Genomic DNA, 18,959 nt, shown 5'->3' with positions numbered 1-18,959 from the left:
CATTCGTTTTTATATAACATTTTAGTACTTTACAATACCCGTTAAAATATTCACTGATGACCAATCAACCCACGAGGAACCGGTATTGTCTCGCCGCTTTATTTTTAATCACCACCAGCTTTGTCATCATCATCAGTTGCCACACACCTACCCCGGAAGAAAAAGGAAAAGTCCTGGCCGGTAAATATTGCTCCGGCTGCCATTTGCCGGTGTCTCCCGCCCTCCTGGATAAGGAAACCTGGCTAAAGCACGTATTGCCCGCTATGGCGCCCAAACTGGGCATTAAAGTATGGGGGGAGCATTCCTATTACCCGCCGATGCCCGGTGAAAAACCAGGGCTTATTTCTATCCAGGATTGGGAATTACTGGTGGCATACTATGAACATACCGCCCCGGATAAACTGCCGGCTGAAAAAGTGCCGCAGCCGTTGCAACGCGACTGGTCCTTTTTCACACTGAAACACCCGGTGCTGAAAGATACCGTCCCGGTAGCTACCACAATGGTGGCCTTTAACCCGGACAATGGCCACCTCATGACCAGTGATGGACTCACCAGTACACTCACACAATGGGACGAAAATTTACAAGTCGTTAACATACGAAGCTTACCATCTCCCGCCGTCGATATACTTTTTGTAAAAGACACTGCGGCGCAACAACAGGCTATACTCACAGAAATAGGCAATATGCGGGCATTGGACGCGCCTGCCGGTATTATTACCAGCATCAGGCCCAATGACGCCCAAAGCAGGCAGCACGACCTCATGGCGTTCCTGAAACGGCCGGTACAAACCCTGCAGGCAGATTTCGATAAAGATGGCCTGCCCGATCTGCTGGTATGCGCATTCGGACATAACCAGGGCGGCCTGTACTGGCTGAAACAATTACCGGATCACAGCTACAAACAGTTCCCCATATGGGAAGTACCCGGCGCTGTTCATGCAGAAACCGGCGATTTTAACCACGACGGCTATACGGACTTTATGGTGCTGTTTGCCGCCGGTGATGAAGGCATCTGGTTGTTTGAAAACGACAGGAAAGGGGGCTTTGTATCTACCAGCCTGCTGAGATTCCCTCCCATCAATGGTTCTACCAGTTTTCAACTCGCAGATTTTAATGGCGACGGAAAACAGGACATACTATATACCTGCGGTGATAATGCAGATTTTTCTATGGTGCTTAAACCTTACCACGGAATATTCGTCTACCTGAATGACGGAAATAATAAATACACCGAGGCATGGCATTACCCCGTGAATGGCTGTACAAAGGCCGTGGTAGCTGATTTTAATGGCGATGGCAAGTTAGATATTGCCTCCATCGCCTTTTTCGCGGACTTTAAACACCGGCCGGAAGAGAAATTTATTTTCTTTGAAGGTGGAAATAAACCACTTACGTTTATCCCTCATTCTCCGCCGCTGGAGAAGGAAGGAAGATGGATCTGCATGGATGTGAAAGATTATGATCACGATGGCGACCAGGATATAGTACTTGGAAACTACGCACAGGGTTTTATCATACTTGATGATTATAAGCCTGACTGGAAAGAGTATCAGCCGTTTATAGTATTACAGAACAATGCTGCTCATTAAATGGAACGTAAAAATCACTTGTTTATTTGGAATGAAAGGAGAAATATGTATCTTACGGCCGTATTTATTGCTACGTGCATTTTTGCTTTATTTGGGATCTAAGTTTATAGAGAGCACTCATATATTACAGATCTTTAAAGTACCATCGTTCTTGATCGGCGTTTTCCCAACATATACCTGATTGCGTCATGCCTGTCGTCAGAGGCTTCGCAGTTTAAAGATATCCTGATGTATAATCAGGTTTTAGAATGGCGGAAGGAGAGGCAGTAATGCCTCTCTTTTATTTTGGACACATCTCATCGTTCAACCATTGATGTGAACGGTTTAATCTTCTTTTTTTGCCATCTATCATAAAAAAGTGGCCGGATTCTTAAAATCCCATTATTACTGGTTAATTTTATTGGGAAATCAGCATTATTATTTTAAACAGGATATGTCAGTGGCTGAATATGTATACGATCAGGATAAAGTGAGCACGCTGCTTAGTACGATCATCAGGAACAACGGAAACGAAAAAGCAAATGCCTGGCTGCAACAGCGTTTGCAGCTACATCAGCAAACCGGTGCCATCCCGCAGTTTAATCAAACTTTCACAGCTATCCCGCGTTTCACAGGTAAAGAAAGGATCCGTATTTCCACAACGGAAGATGAACAGCTGCAGGCGCTGCTGCCCTCATTTTTCGTACATGGATGGACGTTAGACCGCCTCGCACGGGTGTGGTGGTTGCTGCAATTACCGGTAGCCAACAAATCTGCCTACCTGGAAGTGCTGGAAAACCTGTTCAACGGCGCAGAAATGAATGAACTGGCCGCCTTGTACAGCGCACTCCCGCTGCTGCCCTGGCCGGAAGAATGGATCGCCCGTACTTCGGAAGGCATCCGGTCCAATATTGGTATTGTACAGGAAGCCATTATGTTGCACAATCCTTACCCGGCTAAGTATCTCCCGGAACCCGCGTGGAATCAGCTGGTAATGAAAGCTATCTTTACCGATAAACCATTACACGGGATCACGGGGCTGGATGAAAGGGCCAATGCCGCACTGGCAGGCATCCTGGTAGATTTTGCCCATGAAAGATGGGCCGCCGGCAGAACGCTCGATCCCATGCAGTGGCGGGTCCTGGTGAATTTTGTAGGAGAAGGCAATTTTGCAGATATCACCCGTATCTGGCATTCCCTGAACAGCACAGAGAAAGAAGCCGCAGCACTGGTTTGTGCACAATGCCAATATGAACCCGCTAAAGCATTGCTGGCCACAGACCCGGCTTTGCAGGCGGAAATACAGGCTGGTAGTATCTCCTGGGATACCCTGGCGCAAAAAATAACTAAATAAATCAACATTAAAACCGATCAGATATGTGCGGAATCCACGATTTAACAGAGAAAGATCTCCAACCACTCACCTATAGCCCCGCTTATCTTAATAAAATAAAAGGCATGCGCTTCTTTGATCCGCATGTGCATATGACCGCCCGTACTACGGACGACTATCAGGCAATGGCCGATGCCGGCGTAGTGGCGCTTATTGAGCCGGCTTTCTGGCTGGGACAACCACGCACCGGCGTGGATACCTTCCGCGATTATTTCAGCAGCCTCCTGGGATGGGAGCGTTTCCGCGCTTCCCAGTTTGGCATCAAACACTATTGCACCATTGGTCTCAACTCAAAAGAAGCTAATAACGAAAAGCTCGCGGAAGCTGTAATGGAAATATTACCACAGTTTATTTATAAAGAAGGCGTGGTGGGCGTGGGCGAAATCGGTTTCGATGACCAAACCCCCCTCGAAGAAAAATATTACCGCGCCCAACTGGAACTGGCTAAAGAAGCCGGCTTACCCGTACAGATACATACCCCTCACCGCGATAAGAAAAAAGGAACCCAGCGCAGTATGGATATTGCCCTGGAACATGGTTTGGAGCCTCACATGATCATTGTAGACCATAATAACGAAGAAACAGTCAAAGAAGTGCTCGATCGTGGCTTCTGGGCTGCGTTTACCATCTATCCCTTCACTAAAATGGGGAATGAACGCATGGTAGCTGTAGTTAAACAGTATGGAAGTGAACGTATTATGGTGAATTCCGCTGCCGACTGGGGTATCAGCGATCCCCTGGCCGTTCCGAAAACCGCCGCTTTAATGCACGAAAGTGGTATTGACTTGAATGATATTCATTTGGTAACTTACACCAATGCTGTAAAAGCCTTTGCGCAGAGCGGCCAGATTAATGAAGCAGATTTTGATGTAGCAGCAAATATTGATCAAAGTGAGAAATTTAACGGAAGCTCTATACTACGTGGAGGACAGCAGCCTCGAATTGATAAAAACACAACCATCATCCGGTAACGGCCTGACAGCTTCGTTTCTGCTGGCAATGAACCATGAAAACCTAATTACACGGTGAGTTATATTGTTAGCAAATTGATTGGATATCTACGCCTGATGCGACCAGCCAATATCGTAACTGCAATAGCAGATATATTGGCTGGAGTTGCTATTTCGGCCTATTTTATAAATGTTACGTTCAGCACCCTTACACTGGATTTTACCCTTCCGGTAGTATGCCTTTGCCTCGCTACCATTGGCTTATATGGTGGTGGTGTGGTATTCAACGACGTATTTGATGCAGAACTGGATAGCACAGAACGCCCGGAAAGGCCGATCCCAAGCGGTACTATCTCAAAAACACAGGCCATCATCCTCGGTAGTTACCTGCTCCTGGTGGGTATCCTGGCTGCCTTTTCAGTAGGCCGGCTTACCGGTTATGCCGGCTGGCTCGCCATTGGTGTAGCCACCAGCGCACTTGTTTATAATAAGTGGGGAAAACATCATTCTTTCCTCGGCCCGCTCAACATGGGACTTTGCCGTGGGCTTAACCTCCTGTTAGGCATCAGTATCGTACCGGAAATGCTGGAAACATACTGGTGGATGGGATTCATCCCCATTATCTATATTGCTGCCGTTACCAACATCAGCAGGGGAGAAGTGCACGGCGGCAGCGTGAAAAGCCTGCGCCTTACCGCAGCATGTTATGCATTGGTATATATTACAATGGGGATCCTGGCTTACCTGCACCATCACTTCTGGCTGGCGCTGCCTTTTATCGGGTTGTTTATTTTCATGATCAATGTGCCGCTTTTCAAAGCCATGAAAAACCCTTCAGGACCCAATATAGGAAAGGCGGTAAAAGGAGGGATCATCGCACTGATTGCCATGAATGCAGCCTGGGTAGCCGCTTTTGCTACCATCCCTTTCGCTATCGCAGTAATATTATTGTTACCGATATCACTGGTGCTGGGTAAAATATTTGCCGTTACCTGATCACTTTCACAGGTATCCGGCCACCGCGCCGGATACCTGCAGCTATTCCACTATTCCCCGCTTCATTGCTTCTTTCACCAGCCCGGCAGTATTTTTCACTGCAAGCTTTTGCGTAAGATTTAACCGGTGCGTTTCCACGGTACGTAAACTGATAAACAACAGGTCCGCAATTTCCTGGTTGGAATACTCATCTGCAATCAGTTTCAGGATCTCCTTTTCCCTGCGTGTAAGCGGAATCTCGTAGCTGCTGCGCTTTTGACCGGTAATCACTTCATTCACCAACTGGCGCCTGATAAGTTCGTCGAGGAACTGTTCGCCGGCATGCACCTGCTCTATCGCATGGATAAGCGTTTCGGGGTCGGTGCCTTTCAACAGGTACCCGGCGGCGCCATTACGCAGCATCTGCCTGATATAGTGCGTTTCCATAAAACTGCTGATCGCAATTACTTTTACAGACGGATGCTTTTTCTTCACCTGCCTGCAAAGCTCAATGCCATCAATTTCAGGCATCTGGATATCCAGCAGCAATACATCCGGTTGTATGGCAGGCAAAGCCGCCATGAGCGCACCCGCCCGGTTGCTTTCATAAACAACGGAAATATGCGGATAAGGCGCCAGCATCGCTTTGATGCCGCTGATCACCAGCAGGTGATCGTCTGTTATAGCCAGTTTGATACTCATGTGCTGTTAAAATTAAAACGATGGCTGTACTTCCATCAGCTGCATAATGGCAATATTAAATTCAATATATGCCGTAGTGCCGCAACCCGGTATAGCCGTGAGCGTTAGATGTCCGTTTAATGATTTGATCCGCGTATGAAGATTCTTTAACCCCATACCGGTAGTGCTTTTCGTTATATTTTCAAAGCCAACGCCATTATCCTCTACGGTAATGGTAAGCAGTTGATCGTGTTGAGTAAGCTGTACCAGCGCTTCGGTGGCATGTGCATGTTTGATGATGTTATTGATCAGCTCCTGCACAATCCGGTACACCGATAATTCAAAATTGCTTTTGAACCGCTGCATATCGCCGGAGGTATAAAAGGTAATCTGCAACTCACGGGAGTGACTCACGTTATTGCAGAATAATTCCAGCGCCCCTGCAAGCCCCATCCTGGAAAGGATTTCAGGCATCAGGTTATGCGCTGTTTTACGCACTTCCCCGATGGCGTCGTCCAGCATACTGAGTGCATGGTTAAATCCTTTGTCCTGCTGCAGGAAAGTACGCTCATATTTGAGTGCCCAGAAATGCATCTTCACCGCAGACAACAGCCCGCCAACACCGTCGTGCAGGTCTTTCGACAACCGCGTACGCTCTTTCTCCTCGCCCTGCATCATCGCTTCCAGCACCTGTACGGTTTTTTCTACTTCCAGGGTTTGGAGTTGCTGCTTTTGTAAGCGGTGCCGGTGCAGTAATTTCTGCCATACCAGGAAAGACACTACCAGGATCAGCACCACGCCGGTGAAGATGAACCCAATCCACCTGTTCTTCCGTTGCAGCAGCAGGTCTTTCTGTATCAGCTGTAATTTTTTCTCCGCCAGATCCCTGTCTTTTTTCTCAGACTGGTACTGCATTTCCAGCTGCTGCACATTTAGCCGGGTGGCGTTTCCTACCAGCGAATCATTCAGTTGCTCATAGGCTTTACGCAGCTGAAAAGCCCGCTGGTAATGATTTTGCGCAGCCTCATTGTCGGATGCGGCGAGGTAGGCCCGCCTTAGCTCATCGCCTGCATAATATTGCCTGGCCAGGGTAATTGTTTTCCGGAGATAGATATCGGCAGCGAGGTGTTTCCCGCTCCGGTAAAGGGCATTGGCATACCCCATGTATAGTTGCATCCGGTTTTCAAGTCCCGGGTCATCGGTGGAAATAAGCAGGGCTTTTTCGTAGGTGCGTAAGGATTGTTCATGTTGCGAAAGATCGGTATACACCCGGCCTGTGGCGGTAAGTGCATTCAGCACCAGTAACTGGTCGCCCGCTTTTTTACCAAGCTCCAGCGCCCGGCTGAAATACCCGCTGGCAGCGGTGTAGTTGCCCTCCCTGCTTTTACTTTCTCCCATATTGAGCAGGGCCGATGCCATGCGTGAGTTACTCCCCAGTTTGCGCCCATGATCATAAGCCTGGGCCGCATAGTTAAATCCCTTCTTAAAATCTCCCAGGGAAATAAAAACATCCGATAAATAATTATTGATCATGCCTGTGCTGGCGCTGTCTTTCGCGGCATCGGCCAGTTTCAGCGCTTCCAGGTAGGCGGCTGCGGCAGCAGGGAAGTTCGCCATCTGCTGGTATTCCATCCCGCAATAGCTGATGGCCCTCACCTGGTTAAGGGTATCTTTCAGCGACGCATAAATGATCACCGCCTGCTTCAGCATGTACAGCGACTGCAAATACTGCCCCCGCATATCCTGGATGTACATATAGTAACAGGCAAAGTCGGCCACCCCTTTGTGATAACCCAGTTGCCTGCTGATCCGTAAGGCACGCATGAAAACGGCAGCCGACTTATCAAGCTGGTAAGGAAAAAGCCGGCAGCCATATTCAATGAGCGCCTGTACCTGCTGTGTATCCTCAGGTTGCCGGTTAATTGCTTGCAAAACACTATCAGCCGCAGAAGCCGGTGCTGCCAGTGAAATCCCATTGCTGCCTATCGAAATACAACAAACTAAAAGTAATATTCTCAGCATCTTTGATACACTTTTAAAAACCGGAAACGCCATCGCCCGCCATCGCAGCGCGTTGACAAATGCTCAGTATGCAACAAAAGATGTGAAATACAACCGATGTTACAGGGTTAACAACATGGGCGTCCCATGTTTCTTTTTTGGTCAAACAATTTAATTCTCAGACTGTGAAACCGTCGTTCATTTCTACAGCGGCATAAAGTTCTGGATTTCTGTTTTAATACGCAACAGCGTATGGGATGAACGGAAGCAGGAGCGGATCAGGATAAGGGGAGAACTACGCAGAGTGCCTGCTGGTAAGGGATTTGCAGATGATTTGAACACATCAGTAGAACTACGCAATTTATAAAATAATGGTTTATACCGTAGCTTAAACCCTTTAAAACAGATTTCTTTGCATACCGATAAATTGATTCTACAGACTAACCCCAAAAAAACAGGCTCCGTTCCCGGGGCCTTTTTCTTTGTAAAAAATCACGTTTTTCTATGTACTTTTAAAGGCTATAGTTTTTTTTAGTCAGATGATGCGGATTTAGCCATGGAATATATTCAACAAAACTTCGATGTCAACTTCTCTTACGGTGTTTTCTTTAGCAGTCATTTATTCGATCCTGCCAACACCTGTTTAGCTACCTTCCTGGAATCAAAAGCAGAGAGTGCATACGTTAAGAAATTACTCGTGATCCTGGATGGGGGCGTAGCAACGCACCACCCGGAACTAACCCAACAGATCAATCGCTATTTTCAGCAGGTACGCGGCTTTCAGCTGGCGCCTGAAATTATCACCATCGCCGGGGGCGAATCGGTAAAAAATGATCTGCCCCTGCTTTTCAGCCTGGTGGATGCCATTGATAAGTATGGCATCGACCGCCATTCCTATGTGATAGGCATTGGCGGAGGCTCCCTGCTCGACCTGGTAGGATTTGCTGCCGCTATCTCACACCGCGGCGTGAAACATATCAGGATCCCTACTACCGTGCTGTCGCAAAACGATTCCGGCGTAGGCGTGAAAAACGGCGTAAACTATAAGGGGAAGAAAAATTTCCTCGGTTCCTTCGCGCCACCTGCGGCTGTTTTCAACGACCCGGTATTTTTAACCACCCTCGACCCGCGCGATTGGCGCTCCGGCATGGTGGAAGCCGTGAAAGTAGCCCTTATTAAAGACGCCGCTTTCTTTAACCGCATTGAACAGGACGCCGTGGCATTAACCGCCGGCGACATGGCCGCCATGCACTACCTGATTTACCGCTGCGCAGAACTGCATGTCCGGCATATCGGCGGCGCCGGTGATCCGTTTGAAAGCGGCTCTTCCCGTCCGCTTGACTTTGGCCACTGGAGTGCGCATAAACTGGAGCAACTCACCAACTTTGAATTACGTCACGGAGAAGCCGTATCTATCGGTATTGCGGTAGATAGCGTATATTCGTTCCTGTTAGGATGGCTTCCGGAAACAGATATGCACCGCATTCTTACCGTATTAAAAAATATGAAACTGCCGGTATGGCATCCTTTGCTGGAAATGCAGGATGGTAAGCCTTCCCCGGTGGTAGCAGGATTGGAAGAATTCCGTGAACATCTTGGCGGCCGCTTAACAATTTCCCTGCTGCGCGCAGTAGGAAAAGGAGAAGAAGTGCATGAAATGGACCTTAACTTATTATATAAAGCAGTAGATATCTGCAAAAATAATCAGTAATGAAAACAGCTGCAGGACATCTTACCTACTGCACAAATATTCATCCCGGCGAAAACTGGGATGATCACTTTGCGCAACTTAAAAAGTTTATACCTGCCATTAAACAACAGGTATCACCGGATAAACCTTTTGGAATAGGACTACGGCTGGCCAACACCGCCAGCCTGGAACTGAGCAAGGAAGCGCCTTTGAAGGCGTTTCAGCAGTGGCTCAAAGAAGAGGATTGCTACGTGTTTACGATGAATGGTTTTCCTTACGGCGGCTTTCATAATGTAGTGGTAAAAGACCAGGTGCATGCGCCCGACTGGACCAGCGCCGACCGGGTGGCTTATACCATCCGCCTGTTCAGGATCCTGGCGGCCTTGCTGCCGGAAGGTATGGAAGGAGGTATTTCCACCAACCCGCTCGGATATAAACACTGGTGCAACCGCTGCGAAGAAGACAAAAATTCTTACACAGAAAGCGCCACGCTGAATATGTTGCTGGTGCTGGAACAACTGGTGCGCACACACCGCAGCGGCGGGCCTTTGATGCACCTGGATATTGAGCCGGAACCCGATGGCATGATGGAAAATACCAGTGAATATATCAACTGGTATTTCGAAAATTTACTGCCTGCCGGTATCCCGTTTATCAAAGAGAAATTTAATATTGAAGATGACCAGGCAGCAGCCGACATCATCAAAACACATATTCAGCTGTGTTACGACGTTTGCCATTTTGCACTGGTATACGAAGCGCCACATCGTGTGATAGAACGTATGCAGCATCATGGATTGAAGATCGGTAAACTGCAGATCAGCGCCGCGCTGAAAGCAGACATGCCGGCAGATACCAGCGCACGCAAGGAAGTAACGGACGCCTTCCGTAAATTCAATGAGCCGGTATACCTGCACCAGGTGATCGCTAAAAGAATGGACGGCGCCTTTATTCACTATCCCGACCTGCCTGAAGCGCTGGCAGATGAAAACAATCCGGCCGTTACAGAGTGGCGTTCACATTTTCATGTACCTGTGTTCCTGGATAAATTCGGTGTACTGCAATCCACGCAGGAAGACATAAAACAAGTACTGGCCATACAACGCGGGCACCCTTTTACACAGCACATGGAGGCGGAAACATACACCTGGGACGTATTACCACCCGCCCTGAAACAGGAGATGTCTTTATCCGTTTCCCGTGAACTGAACTGGATCAGGGAGCAGCTATAAGTTATCTTTGCTGCATGCCGCTCCCGGTTATCCGGGTAAACGCCGGTAAGGCGCCCAATCTTGGAATTGTGCGCCCGGTATTATAGCTTTATGCCGGAATTGTAACGGCGATTGAATATATGAGAAAGACAGTAGTAATCGATGTAGTAGGGCTCTCCTCTTCTTTGCTGGAGTACCTGCCTTTTTTAAAGGCTTATACACAACAGCGGCACCTGGCCACCGTAATGCCTATGTTACCTGCGGTGACTACGGCTGTACAGAGCACGTACCTTACCGGCGAATGGCCCAGTGAGCATGGAATAGTAGGCAATGGCTGGTACGACAGAACCGATGCGGAAGTTAAATTCTGGAAACAATCCAACAAACTGGTGGATGCCCCAAAAATATGGGACCGCGCCAGGAAACTGGATCCGTCCTTTACCTGCTCGCAGATGTGCTGGTGGTACAACATGTACGCTAATGTGGATTACTCGCTTACTCCCCGTCCCAACTATCTTTCCGATGGCCGTAAAGTGCCTGATTGCTACACTTCTCCATCTACACTCCGGGATTATCTCACCGAACAACTTGGCAGGTTTCCCCTGTTTAATTACTGGGGCCCAACGGCCAGCATAAAGTCGAGCCAATGGATCGCCGACGCGTCTATCCTCACCGATAAACTATACGATCCTACCCTTACGTTTATTTACCTTCCTCACCTCGATTACTGTCTGCAGAAATTTGGACAGGACCCGGTAAAAAATGCAAAGGAACTGGCCGAGATAGATGCGGTATGCAAACAGCTGATCACTTACTATCAACAAAAGAACTGCGATCCTATTGTATTATCGGAATACGGCATCACCAATGTGAATAACCCGGTGCATCTCAACAGGATCCTGCGGGCAGAAGGGCTGCTGGCCCTGCGTGTGGAAAATGGCCTGGAACTGCTGGATGCAGGCGCCTCCAAAGCTTTCGCCGTAGCAGATCACCAGATCGCGCATATCTATATCAATGATCCCTCCTGTTATAAAAAAGTACGGTCCATCCTGGAAAAGGTGCCGGGTGTACAACTGGTGCTGGACAGGGAAGGCAAACGTGAACATCATCTTCATCACAGCCGCAGCGGCGATCTCATTGCTGTAGCCGACGCCAACAGCTGGTTCACCTACTACTACTGGATGGATGATAACAAAGCCCCTGATTTCGCCAGAATCGTAGATATCTTCCGCAAGCCGGGTTATGATCCCGTGGAGATGTTCATGAACCCCGCTGATCCGCTTATTAAGCTGAAAGCGGCAGGAAAATTGCTCAAAAAGAAACTGGGTTTCCGCTACCTGATGAACGTCATCCCCCTCGATGCCACCCTCATCAAAGGTTCTCACGGCAGGATTGAAGAAAACCCCGCCTATCACCCGGTGGTGATCAGTTCTCAGCCCGCTCCGCAGCCGCAATTACAGGCAACGGACGTGTACGGGGTTATCTGGAACCAGCTGACAGGGGAGTAATTCTTTCATTGGAATAACTTCCTGGCAAGCATCCGGCATCTTCTGAAGCGGGATAACGGGTAAATCTCAAACATTCCTGGACATCCGGAACCAGTTGACAGGTGAATATTCCCTCCGTTGGAATAACTTCTTCACAGTCACTGAGTTACGGCTACCGGAGTAGTATAAGTAGCCCGGAAAAAGTGCTTGTAACCCCGTGATCAACAATCAGTTACCGATCAAGTCCACGTCCCCTCCACGTCAACTCCACCTTTAGTCCATGTCAAAGGCAAGTGTACTGTATGTGCTAAGTATCCGCTAAGCATATGCTAAGTATGCCCGCAGCGATGCTAATTCATCTCCATTTGATAATCCACAATATGATTGTCCGCCTCTCCCCACCTCCATTCCTAACCGCACCACCTCCTCTCATCAAAAAAACTACCTATCACTGATTTATTTTTCTACATTCATGCAACCGATTGAAACGAATAAATAATATCACCGTTATGGAAAGAAGAGATTTTCTCAAAACCGGTAGCATGGCCGGATTGGGAGCCGGATTAACGATCCTTAATTTTCCCGTATTCGGGAAAAATGCCCCCAGCAACAAATTGGTACTGGGAGTAATGGGCGTTAACTCCAGGGGCAACTGGCTGGCACAGTGTGCAGCAAAGCTACCCGGAGCTGAAATAGGCTACGTTTGCGATGTGGAAGACGGCGCCATCGCCAAAGGGCTTAAAGCCATTGCCGGAGCGCAAAACCGCAAACCGGAAGTAATTAAAGACATCCGGAAATTACTGGAACGGAAAGATTTTGATGCGCTCATTGTAGCAACCCCGGACCATTGGCATGCTCCTGCGGCCATTATGGCCACAGCTGCGGGTAAGCACGTGTATGTGGAAAAACCCTGCGCCCACAATCCGGGTGAAGGCGAAATCCTGCTGGCAGCGGTAAAAAAACACAACCGCCTGGTGCAAATGGGAAACCAGCGCCGTTCCTGGCCTAACCTCCAGCAGGCAGTGAAAGAAGTAAAAGAACAAAACGTATTGGGTAAAGTGTATTATGGCCGCGGATGGTACGTGAATAACCGCGAACCAATCGGTATAGGGAAAAAGATCCCGGTGCCGGCTACGCTCGACTGGGACCTGTGGCAGGGCCCCGCTCCCCGCCGCGACTACCTCGATAATATTGTTCACTACAACTGGCACTGGCGCTGGAACTGGGGTACTTCCGAAACCTGCAACAATGCTACCCATGAACTGGATTGTCTCCGCTGGTTTATGGATGTGGAATTCCCTACCAAAGTTACTTCTGCCGGTGGGCGCTATGCTTATCCTAAAGACGATTGGGAAACACCAGACACACAAACCCTGAACTTCGAGTTTGAAGGCAACAAGGCCATTGCCTGGGAAGGCCGCAGCTGCAGCCCCTTCAACCTGGAAGGCAGTGGTCGTGGATTTACCCTGTTCGGCGAAAACGGAAGCCTGTACAACTCCGGCGGCGACAGCTACAAACTGATCGATACAAAAGGTAAAGTGATCAAGGAAGTAAAACAGGCTGCTAATCCCAATCAGAGTGTAACCAACACCGTTAGTCCTGCCGGTGAGTTTTATGATGCCGTGCATATCAACAATTTCCTGGAAAGTATCCGCGGTAACGCCAAACTCAACTCCGAAATCAATGTCGGCTACCGCAGCACGCTGCTTTGCCTGTTGGGCAACATCGCGCAACGTACCGGCCGTATCCTTCATACCGATCCTTCCAATGGTCATATCCTCAACGATAAGGAAGCCATGAAAATGTGGGAAAGGGAATATGAAAAAGGCTGGACACCGAAAGCATAAATAAGTAAAACGGGTTCTGGGTAATAGCCCTCAAAAAGCATAATTTCTTAAGAAAATTGTGTTGTCTATTACTCAGAATCCCTATCTTTACAAAGTCATAAACCCTTTCTCCTATTGGGTTTATAGGCTAACAATAAATATAATATCTTGTTATCCCCCATAACTTTTAGTTATCGTAGTAATTAATGACGATCCCCTACTTTTGAGCTACCTGTAATTTTTATAACCAACCACACCAACCACGAAGTTGCGCGTTCCCGGAGGAATGATTTGAATGGAATTTTTACAACAATCTCAATACCTGTCAGTATTGCTGATAGGACTCGTAGTAGGCTATTTGTCCGGTTTATTAGGAAAGGGAGGCAGTGCCATCAGCACACCGGCCCTGCAGATCTTTGCCGGCGTAAATCCTTTTTTCGCACTGGCGTCGCCGTTACCGGCATCAATCACCAGCACACTATCTGCCACGGCAGTGTATAGCAAAGAGAAGCTGTTTAACAAACGGGTAATCCTGCTGGGAGCTGCTTTTGGCGTTCCGGCCACCGTTATTGGTTCGTGGCTCAGCAGCTACTTACCAGGCAAAACGCTGATGATCATGACTGCCCTCTTTATCATGGCCACAGGCATGTCGCTCATGTATTCCTTTATGCGCAGGAAATCGACCAGTGAATCAACAGTAATAAGTGAAGATGTTCCGGCAGGTAAGTTAGTGGTAGCCGCTTTATTTATCGGGTTCTTATCCGGATTGTTGGCAAATGCGGGTGGTATCCTGTTCAGTTCCTTCTTTATAAAAAAATTAAAAATGCCCATAAAACAGGCGCTTGCCTGTGCAGTAGTGTTATCGGCTATTTTATCCATACCCGGCGCTTTAACGCACTGGTGGCTGGGTCACATAGATTGGAATATCGCGCTGCTGCTGTCGCTCACCGCATTCCCTGCTTCCTGGCTGGGAGCTAAAACAGCGGTGAAAATGAAAACTCCTGCCCTCGAAAAATTATTTGCACTTACCCTTATCGTATTTGGGGTATACGATATCTTCTTTACTATCTGGAAATAATCAGGCATGCGCCTTCATCTTATGGATGGCTTCCTGCTCAAATGGCGGCAGGGAGCTTACTATAATTTCATAGGCATTCTGCAGGAATGTTTCCAGTTCGGTCGTCGGCAGCATATCCTCCTGTTTCAGCTGTACCCAGTGATACCGCGCCAGGTGAGGAGCCGGTACAATACCAGGTCTTGAAATCAGTTGGTGAAACTGCGATTGACTGCACTTAAAGGATACCCGGTGAGGCGGATCCAGGGATATCATGCAGAATAGCTTTTCGCCTACATAAAAGCGCAACTCATTGTCCCACTTTTGTTCAGTGATGACAGCCGGAAGTGACCGGCACAGATCAAGGGTATGATCAAACATAGCAGCAGGTTTTAAAAGAATATTATTTAGGGCCGTTTTTTTAGGACGACTTGTGTCAATAGTTTACATGCACAGACTAACATATTAAAATATGAAGTATGTGTGGTTAACGTAAATCTAAGCTGTAAATAGTGAATGAAACTGCCCTATAAAAATAGGAAATAAAACCCAATCATGAATGTTAAAATGAATTTTCCTTCCGGTGGAAAAATTTTTCATCCCGGACCAGGGCGTATTTCAGGGAAATGTAGCTTTTTTTATTAATCGAAATTTAATCCCCGGCGCCCCAAAAAAGTTTCGGCTTGTATTACCACCGGGAAGGGGTAATACAAGCCGAAAGTCAAACGGGACAAGGCATTGCTAGGGTTGAGCTGCTGCCCAGCGCGACATTTTTTGCTCCAGTACCGACAACGGCACACAGCCGTCTTTCAGCAACTCATCATGAAAAGATGATAAGCTGAACCGGTTGCCGAGCGATTTGGTATACTGGTTCCGCAATCCGCGGATCTTCAGTTCCCCGATCTTATAGGAAAGCGCCTGGCCGGGAATGGCCATGTAGCGCTCAATTTCAGCGGTGGCTTCCTGCGTGGATACCGGCTCATTATCCATCATATATTTGATGGCCTGCTCACGGGTCCAGCCTTTGGTGTGCATACCAACATCCACGACTAAACGAATAGCGCGGTGTATTTCATCCGTTAAGCGTCCAAAGTACATGTAAGGATCGGTGTATAATCCCAGCTCTTTTCCTAAACTTTCGCAATACAGGGCATAGCCTTCGCCATAGGCGCCAATCCACGAGAAGCGGCGGAACTTAGGCAGGGAGTCGTTTTCCTGTTGCAGGGAAATCTGGAAGTGGTGACCGGGAATAGCCTCGTGTAAAAACAGGCATTCCATACCGGTATACGAAAAGCTGGTGGCATCAAGGATAGGCACGTAAAATACGCCCGGCCGGGTACCGTCTGCGCTGCCCTGCATATATTCTGCAGATGCGGAAGCTGCCCGGTATGCTTCGGTTTGGCGGATTTCAAATTTTGTTTTGGGAAGATGACCGTACATCTTTTTTACTCCCGGCATGATCTTGTCCTCAATGGCTTTGAAAGAATCCAGGATAGCGGCAGGCGTTTTAAAGATGCGCAGTTTCTTATCCGTACGTACCGACGCAAAGAAGGCCGGCAGATCGCCTTTGAAACCGGTGCTGTTCTTCACATCTTCCATTTCACCGCGGATCCGGGCCACTTCTTTTTCTCCCAAAGCAAAAATTTCTTCAGGAGTAAGATCGGTGGTGGTCCAGCTTTTTATCAGGAAAGCATAAAACGCCTTACCATCCGGAATAGCGCCAATACCGCTGCTGGTGCGGGCTTTAGGCAGGTATTCCTTTTGCATGAAGTCGCGCAGCTTTGCAAATGAAGGCAGGATGTAGGTTTCAATAGACGCTGTATAATCCTTTACCAGGCCCGCTTTGGTAGCGGCATCCAGCGAATCGGGGATCGTTTTCAGCGGCGCATAGAATACGTTGTTGGCAGTATCTTTTTTGGCCAGGTCTGTTACCTGCGGAATCACTTTCACCACCAGGCTTTGCGGCAATACGTAGCCGGTGGCCATGCCCCTGCGCATATTGGCGATGGCCGTGTCGGTCCAGATGGCAAAACGCTCCATACGATGCATGAAGTTCTGATAGTCCTTTACCGTTTTAAATGGCTGGGCAGAAGAACCGGAACCCAGTTGCGCCAGTGTGAGCGGCAGGCAGGTGAACTGCTGCACAGGCATCAGGTTATCGTGAAAGGTGAGTCCTTCCCGGTTGATGCTGAATTCCCGTTGCAACATGTCGTAGGTAATACGGTCGTTGCCGGAAAGTGCCGCCGTATCAATACCCTTAATGGCCTGCTGGTAGCTGGCATAGAAAGAATCGGCCTTTGCGCGGTAGCTGTCACTGATGTCTATCGGCAACTGGTCGTTATATTGGTTCTCCCCGTTCTGGGTGGCCTGTAGCGGGTTCAGGGCCATGCTTTCATTGTAGTACCGGGTGGCCAGGTTACGCAGGGAATCCTGTGTGGCCTGCGGGTTACCATGACCGCCAGGTTGCTGACAAGCCCCCGCCAGTAAAGCGCCCGACAGGAGGAGGTAGCCTTTTCGTTGTAACATTTTCATATAAATGGGTTGTGAACAGGTAGTAATTTACCGTTTTATCCAAGAAAAAAAGCATTCCGAAGAATCGGAATGCTTATTTAGAACAGTGAACAATGAAAAAAAAGATAAAAAATATTATTTAAGAATTTTTATTCGAATGCTTTTGAAAGAAACCTCATTACCATGATCCTGTAAAAGGATGTGCCCTTCGGGCCACAGACCAAAATTCTTCCAGTTTTTATACTTGCTGATGGCTACCAGATCCTTGAAAGCCTGGGAACCACGCTCATATTCCAACACTTTAAATCCATTTAACCAGTGTTCTACGTGATTATTTGGATACACAATAATACGACCTTTGTTCCATTCTCCAATAGGGTTGATGGCACGTTTTTCCTGTTTTCTTGTCATGAGGTCGTAAAGACTTGCTAAAGTGCGGTTTCCATCGCGTCCCAACTTGGCATCCGGGTGCTTTTCGTCGTCCAGTACCTGGTATTCCAGCCCGATAGCGGATTTGCCACCTGTTTCATAGGATTCGCTCACGAAGTATTTTACCCCGCTATTGGCTCCTGGCGTGAGTTTGAAGCTAAATTCCAGTTCAAAAGCGCCGTATTGTTTTTCTGTAACAATGTCGCCACCGCTGCCTTCTTCATCTCCGTTGGAATGACCAATCATAAGCACTCCATTCTGCATGGTCCAGCCGGCGGTAGGGAAGTTCTTCTTATACACGCCCCTCCAGCCTTTGCTGGTTTTTCCGTCCCATAACAGCGTGTAGCCGTTTTTCTTTTCCTGGCCGGAAATAGTATTATCCACATTATTAACAACGTAGATGTTGTCGTAAGGGGAGTACTGGGAGGCAGCCGGGTTTTCTATCAGCCGGACATTTTTCCAGTAGATATTTTTGTTGTCGTCTGCTGCATTTTTGCCGATGCTATGCACCTGTAAAGCGATAAAACCCTTTGGCAGCGCGGTATCTACCAGGTGGGCAGTAGGTACGCCATTTACCCAGGTACGCATTTCGTTGCCCCGGCACTCAATACGGTATTTGTTCCAGCCGTCTTTTTTGAAGGCATTCTGACCGGCAGGGTTCAGTTCCATAGGGTACTGCCAGCCTCTGCGGCCTTCTTCATAAATACCACCGCTCCATTTACGGTCAGACGGGTCAATTTCCATCTGGTAGCCAAATACACGGCCATTCTGGTAGTCGGCCCGGCTTTGGCTGCGGAACTGGATACCGGAATTGAATTCCTTGCCCAGCTTGAATTCCAGCTCCAGGATAAAGTCGCCGTACTCTTTTTCAGTAGCGAGGAAAGAGTTAGGCGTATTCATCACCGTGGTGCCCACAATTTCGCCGTTCTGCACATTATATTTTGCTTCACCCCCGAGTTGCTTCCAGCCTTTCAGATCTTTACCGTTGAAAAGTTGCTGCCACTGGGCTTTCTGGGCGAAAAGGCTACCGTACATACACAGCAGGGAGCCAAATAAAAGGATCGTCTTTTTCATAACTTAAACGGAATAAGGTGACCAAAATAAACAATGAAAATGATTTTTACAACCGATTGCAAAAGATTAATCTTATTTTTTATTTTTTAATCACATGATAATCTGA

Annotated in this window: 14 protein-coding genes; 9 read left to right on the top strand and 5 right to left on the bottom strand. The window is 48.1% G+C overall.

Going from position 1 to position 18,959, the window contains the following annotated elements; translation table 11 throughout:
• The first annotated feature begins 56 nt into the window (after positions 1 to 56).
• From V7S65_RS18705 to eboC, 4 genes are all read left to right on the top strand, one after another.
• Positions 57 to 1,592 (top strand): FG-GAP repeat domain-containing protein, encoded by a 1,536-nt coding sequence (locus V7S65_RS18705; RefSeq protein ID WP_336387537.1) that lies wholly within the window; start codon positions 57 to 59, stop codon positions 1,590 to 1,592.
• A 433-nt stretch (positions 1,593 to 2,025) separates the two neighbouring features.
• Positions 2,026 to 2,925 (top strand): EboA domain-containing protein, encoded by a 900-nt coding sequence (locus V7S65_RS18700; RefSeq protein WP_111577416.1) that lies wholly within the window; start codon positions 2,026 to 2,028, stop codon positions 2,923 to 2,925.
• 23 nt (positions 2,926 to 2,948) lie between these two features.
• Positions 2,949 to 3,935 (top strand): TatD family hydrolase, encoded by a 987-nt coding sequence (locus V7S65_RS18695; protein ID WP_079469582.1) that lies wholly within the window; start codon positions 2,949 to 2,951, stop codon positions 3,933 to 3,935.
• A gap of 96 nt (positions 3,936 to 4,031) precedes the next feature.
• Positions 4,032 to 4,910 carry a UbiA-like protein EboC gene (gene eboC, locus V7S65_RS18690; RefSeq protein WP_111576885.1) on the top strand — a complete coding sequence of 293 codons (879 nt, stop codon included), beginning with the start codon at positions 4,032 to 4,034 and terminating at the stop codon, positions 4,908 to 4,910.
• 42 nt (positions 4,911 to 4,952) lie between these two features.
• Here eboC and V7S65_RS18685 read toward each other — a convergent pair whose 3' ends face one another.
• Positions 4,953 to 5,591 carry a response regulator gene (locus tag V7S65_RS18685; protein ID WP_079469580.1) on the bottom strand — a complete coding sequence of 213 codons (639 nt, stop codon included), beginning with the start codon at positions 5,589 to 5,591 and terminating at the stop codon, positions 4,953 to 4,955.
• Between the two features lie 12 nt (positions 5,592 to 5,603).
• A complete protein-coding gene (locus V7S65_RS18680) occupies positions 5,604 to 7,592 on the bottom strand; it encodes a tetratricopeptide repeat-containing sensor histidine kinase (RefSeq protein ID WP_168771253.1) in 1,989 nt (662 codons plus the stop codon).
• A gap of 535 nt (positions 7,593 to 8,127) precedes the next feature.
• Here V7S65_RS18680 and V7S65_RS18675 point away from each other — a divergent pair.
• From V7S65_RS18675 to V7S65_RS18655, 5 genes are all read left to right on the top strand, one after another.
• On the top strand, positions 8,128 to 9,282 hold the full coding sequence (locus V7S65_RS18675) for a 3-dehydroquinate synthase (RefSeq protein WP_336387536.1): 1,155 nt from the start codon (positions 8,128 to 8,130) through the stop codon (positions 9,280 to 9,282).
• The gene (gene eboE, locus V7S65_RS18670; protein WP_336387535.1) at positions 9,282 to 10,493 is read left to right on the top strand and encodes a metabolite traffic protein EboE; all 1,212 of its coding nucleotides are present in this window, start codon (positions 9,282 to 9,284) and stop codon (positions 10,491 to 10,493) included. The genes V7S65_RS18675 and eboE overlap by 1 nt, the downstream gene beginning before the upstream one ends.
• A gap of 119 nt (positions 10,494 to 10,612) precedes the next feature.
• Complete coding sequence (locus tag V7S65_RS18665) at positions 10,613 to 11,980, top strand: alkaline phosphatase family protein (RefSeq protein WP_079469576.1); 1,368 nt, start codon at positions 10,613 to 10,615, stop codon at positions 11,978 to 11,980.
• A 488-nt stretch (positions 11,981 to 12,468) separates the two neighbouring features.
• Positions 12,469 to 13,806: a Gfo/Idh/MocA family protein gene (locus tag V7S65_RS18660; protein ID WP_336387534.1), complete on the top strand. Its 1,338-nt coding sequence runs from the start codon at positions 12,469 to 12,471 to the stop codon at positions 13,804 to 13,806.
• Between the two features lie 274 nt (positions 13,807 to 14,080).
• On the top strand, positions 14,081 to 14,863 hold the full coding sequence (locus V7S65_RS18655) for a sulfite exporter TauE/SafE family protein (RefSeq protein ID WP_336387533.1): 783 nt from the start codon (positions 14,081 to 14,083) through the stop codon (positions 14,861 to 14,863).
• Here V7S65_RS18655 and V7S65_RS18650 read toward each other — a convergent pair whose 3' ends face one another.
• The 3 genes from V7S65_RS18650 to V7S65_RS18640 all read right to left on the bottom strand — a co-directional run bounded on the left by V7S65_RS18650 (position 14,864) and on the right by V7S65_RS18640 (position 18,853).
• A complete protein-coding gene (locus V7S65_RS18650; protein WP_079469573.1) occupies positions 14,864 to 15,220 on the bottom strand; it encodes an MmcQ/YjbR family DNA-binding protein in 357 nt (118 codons plus the stop codon).
• 360 nt (positions 15,221 to 15,580) lie between these two features.
• A complete protein-coding gene (locus V7S65_RS18645; protein ID WP_336387532.1) occupies positions 15,581 to 17,371 on the bottom strand; it encodes a DUF885 domain-containing protein in 1,791 nt (596 codons plus the stop codon).
• Positions 17,372 to 17,485: 114 nt separating this feature from the next.
• Positions 17,486 to 18,853 (bottom strand): 3-keto-disaccharide hydrolase, encoded by a 1,368-nt coding sequence (locus V7S65_RS18640; protein WP_111576880.1) that lies wholly within the window; start codon positions 18,851 to 18,853, stop codon positions 17,486 to 17,488.
• Positions 18,854 to 18,959 lie beyond the last annotated feature (106 nt).

Source organism: Chitinophaga sp. CCNWYY40 (assembly GCF_037483205.1).
GTDB lineage: Bacteria > Bacteroidota > Bacteroidia > Chitinophagales > Chitinophagaceae > Chitinophaga > Chitinophaga ginsengisegetis.
The sequence above is the reverse complement of the archived record's forward strand: the minus strand, read 5'-3'. Positions and strand labels throughout refer to the sequence as shown.

Coding starts and splice junctions, on each gene's coding strand:
- V7S65_RS18650 (WP_079469573.1), bottom strand. CDS start 15,220: ATGTTTGATCATACCCTTGATCTGTGCCGGTCACTTCCGGCTGTCATC.
- V7S65_RS18675 (WP_336387536.1), top strand. CDS start 8,128: ATGGAATATATTCAACAAAACTTCGATGTCAACTTCTCTTACGGTGTT.
- V7S65_RS18695 (WP_079469582.1), top strand. CDS start 2,949: ATGTGCGGAATCCACGATTTAACAGAGAAAGATCTCCAACCACTCACC.
- V7S65_RS18640 (WP_111576880.1), bottom strand. CDS start 18,853: ATGAAAAAGACGATCCTTTTATTTGGCTCCCTGCTGTGTATGTACGGT.
- V7S65_RS18645 (WP_336387532.1), bottom strand. CDS start 17,371: ATGAAAATGTTACAACGAAAAGGCTACCTCCTCCTGTCGGGCGCTTTA.
- V7S65_RS18665 (WP_079469576.1), top strand. CDS start 10,613: ATGAGAAAGACAGTAGTAATCGATGTAGTAGGGCTCTCCTCTTCTTTG.
- V7S65_RS18705 (WP_336387537.1), top strand. CDS start 57: ATGACCAATCAACCCACGAGGAACCGGTATTGTCTCGCCGCTTTATTT.
- V7S65_RS18700 (WP_111577416.1), top strand. CDS start 2,026: ATGTCAGTGGCTGAATATGTATACGATCAGGATAAAGTGAGCACGCTG.
- V7S65_RS18655 (WP_336387533.1), top strand. CDS start 14,081: ATGGAATTTTTACAACAATCTCAATACCTGTCAGTATTGCTGATAGGA.
- V7S65_RS18660 (WP_336387534.1), top strand. CDS start 12,469: ATGGAAAGAAGAGATTTTCTCAAAACCGGTAGCATGGCCGGATTGGGA.
- V7S65_RS18680 (WP_168771253.1), bottom strand. CDS start 7,592: ATGCTGAGAATATTACTTTTAGTTTGTTGTATTTCGATAGGCAGCAAT.
- V7S65_RS18685 (WP_079469580.1), bottom strand. CDS start 5,591: ATGAGTATCAAACTGGCTATAACAGACGATCACCTGCTGGTGATCAGC.
- eboC (WP_111576885.1), top strand. CDS start 4,032: ATGCGACCAGCCAATATCGTAACTGCAATAGCAGATATATTGGCTGGA.
- eboE (WP_336387535.1), top strand. CDS start 9,282: ATGAAAACAGCTGCAGGACATCTTACCTACTGCACAAATATTCATCCC.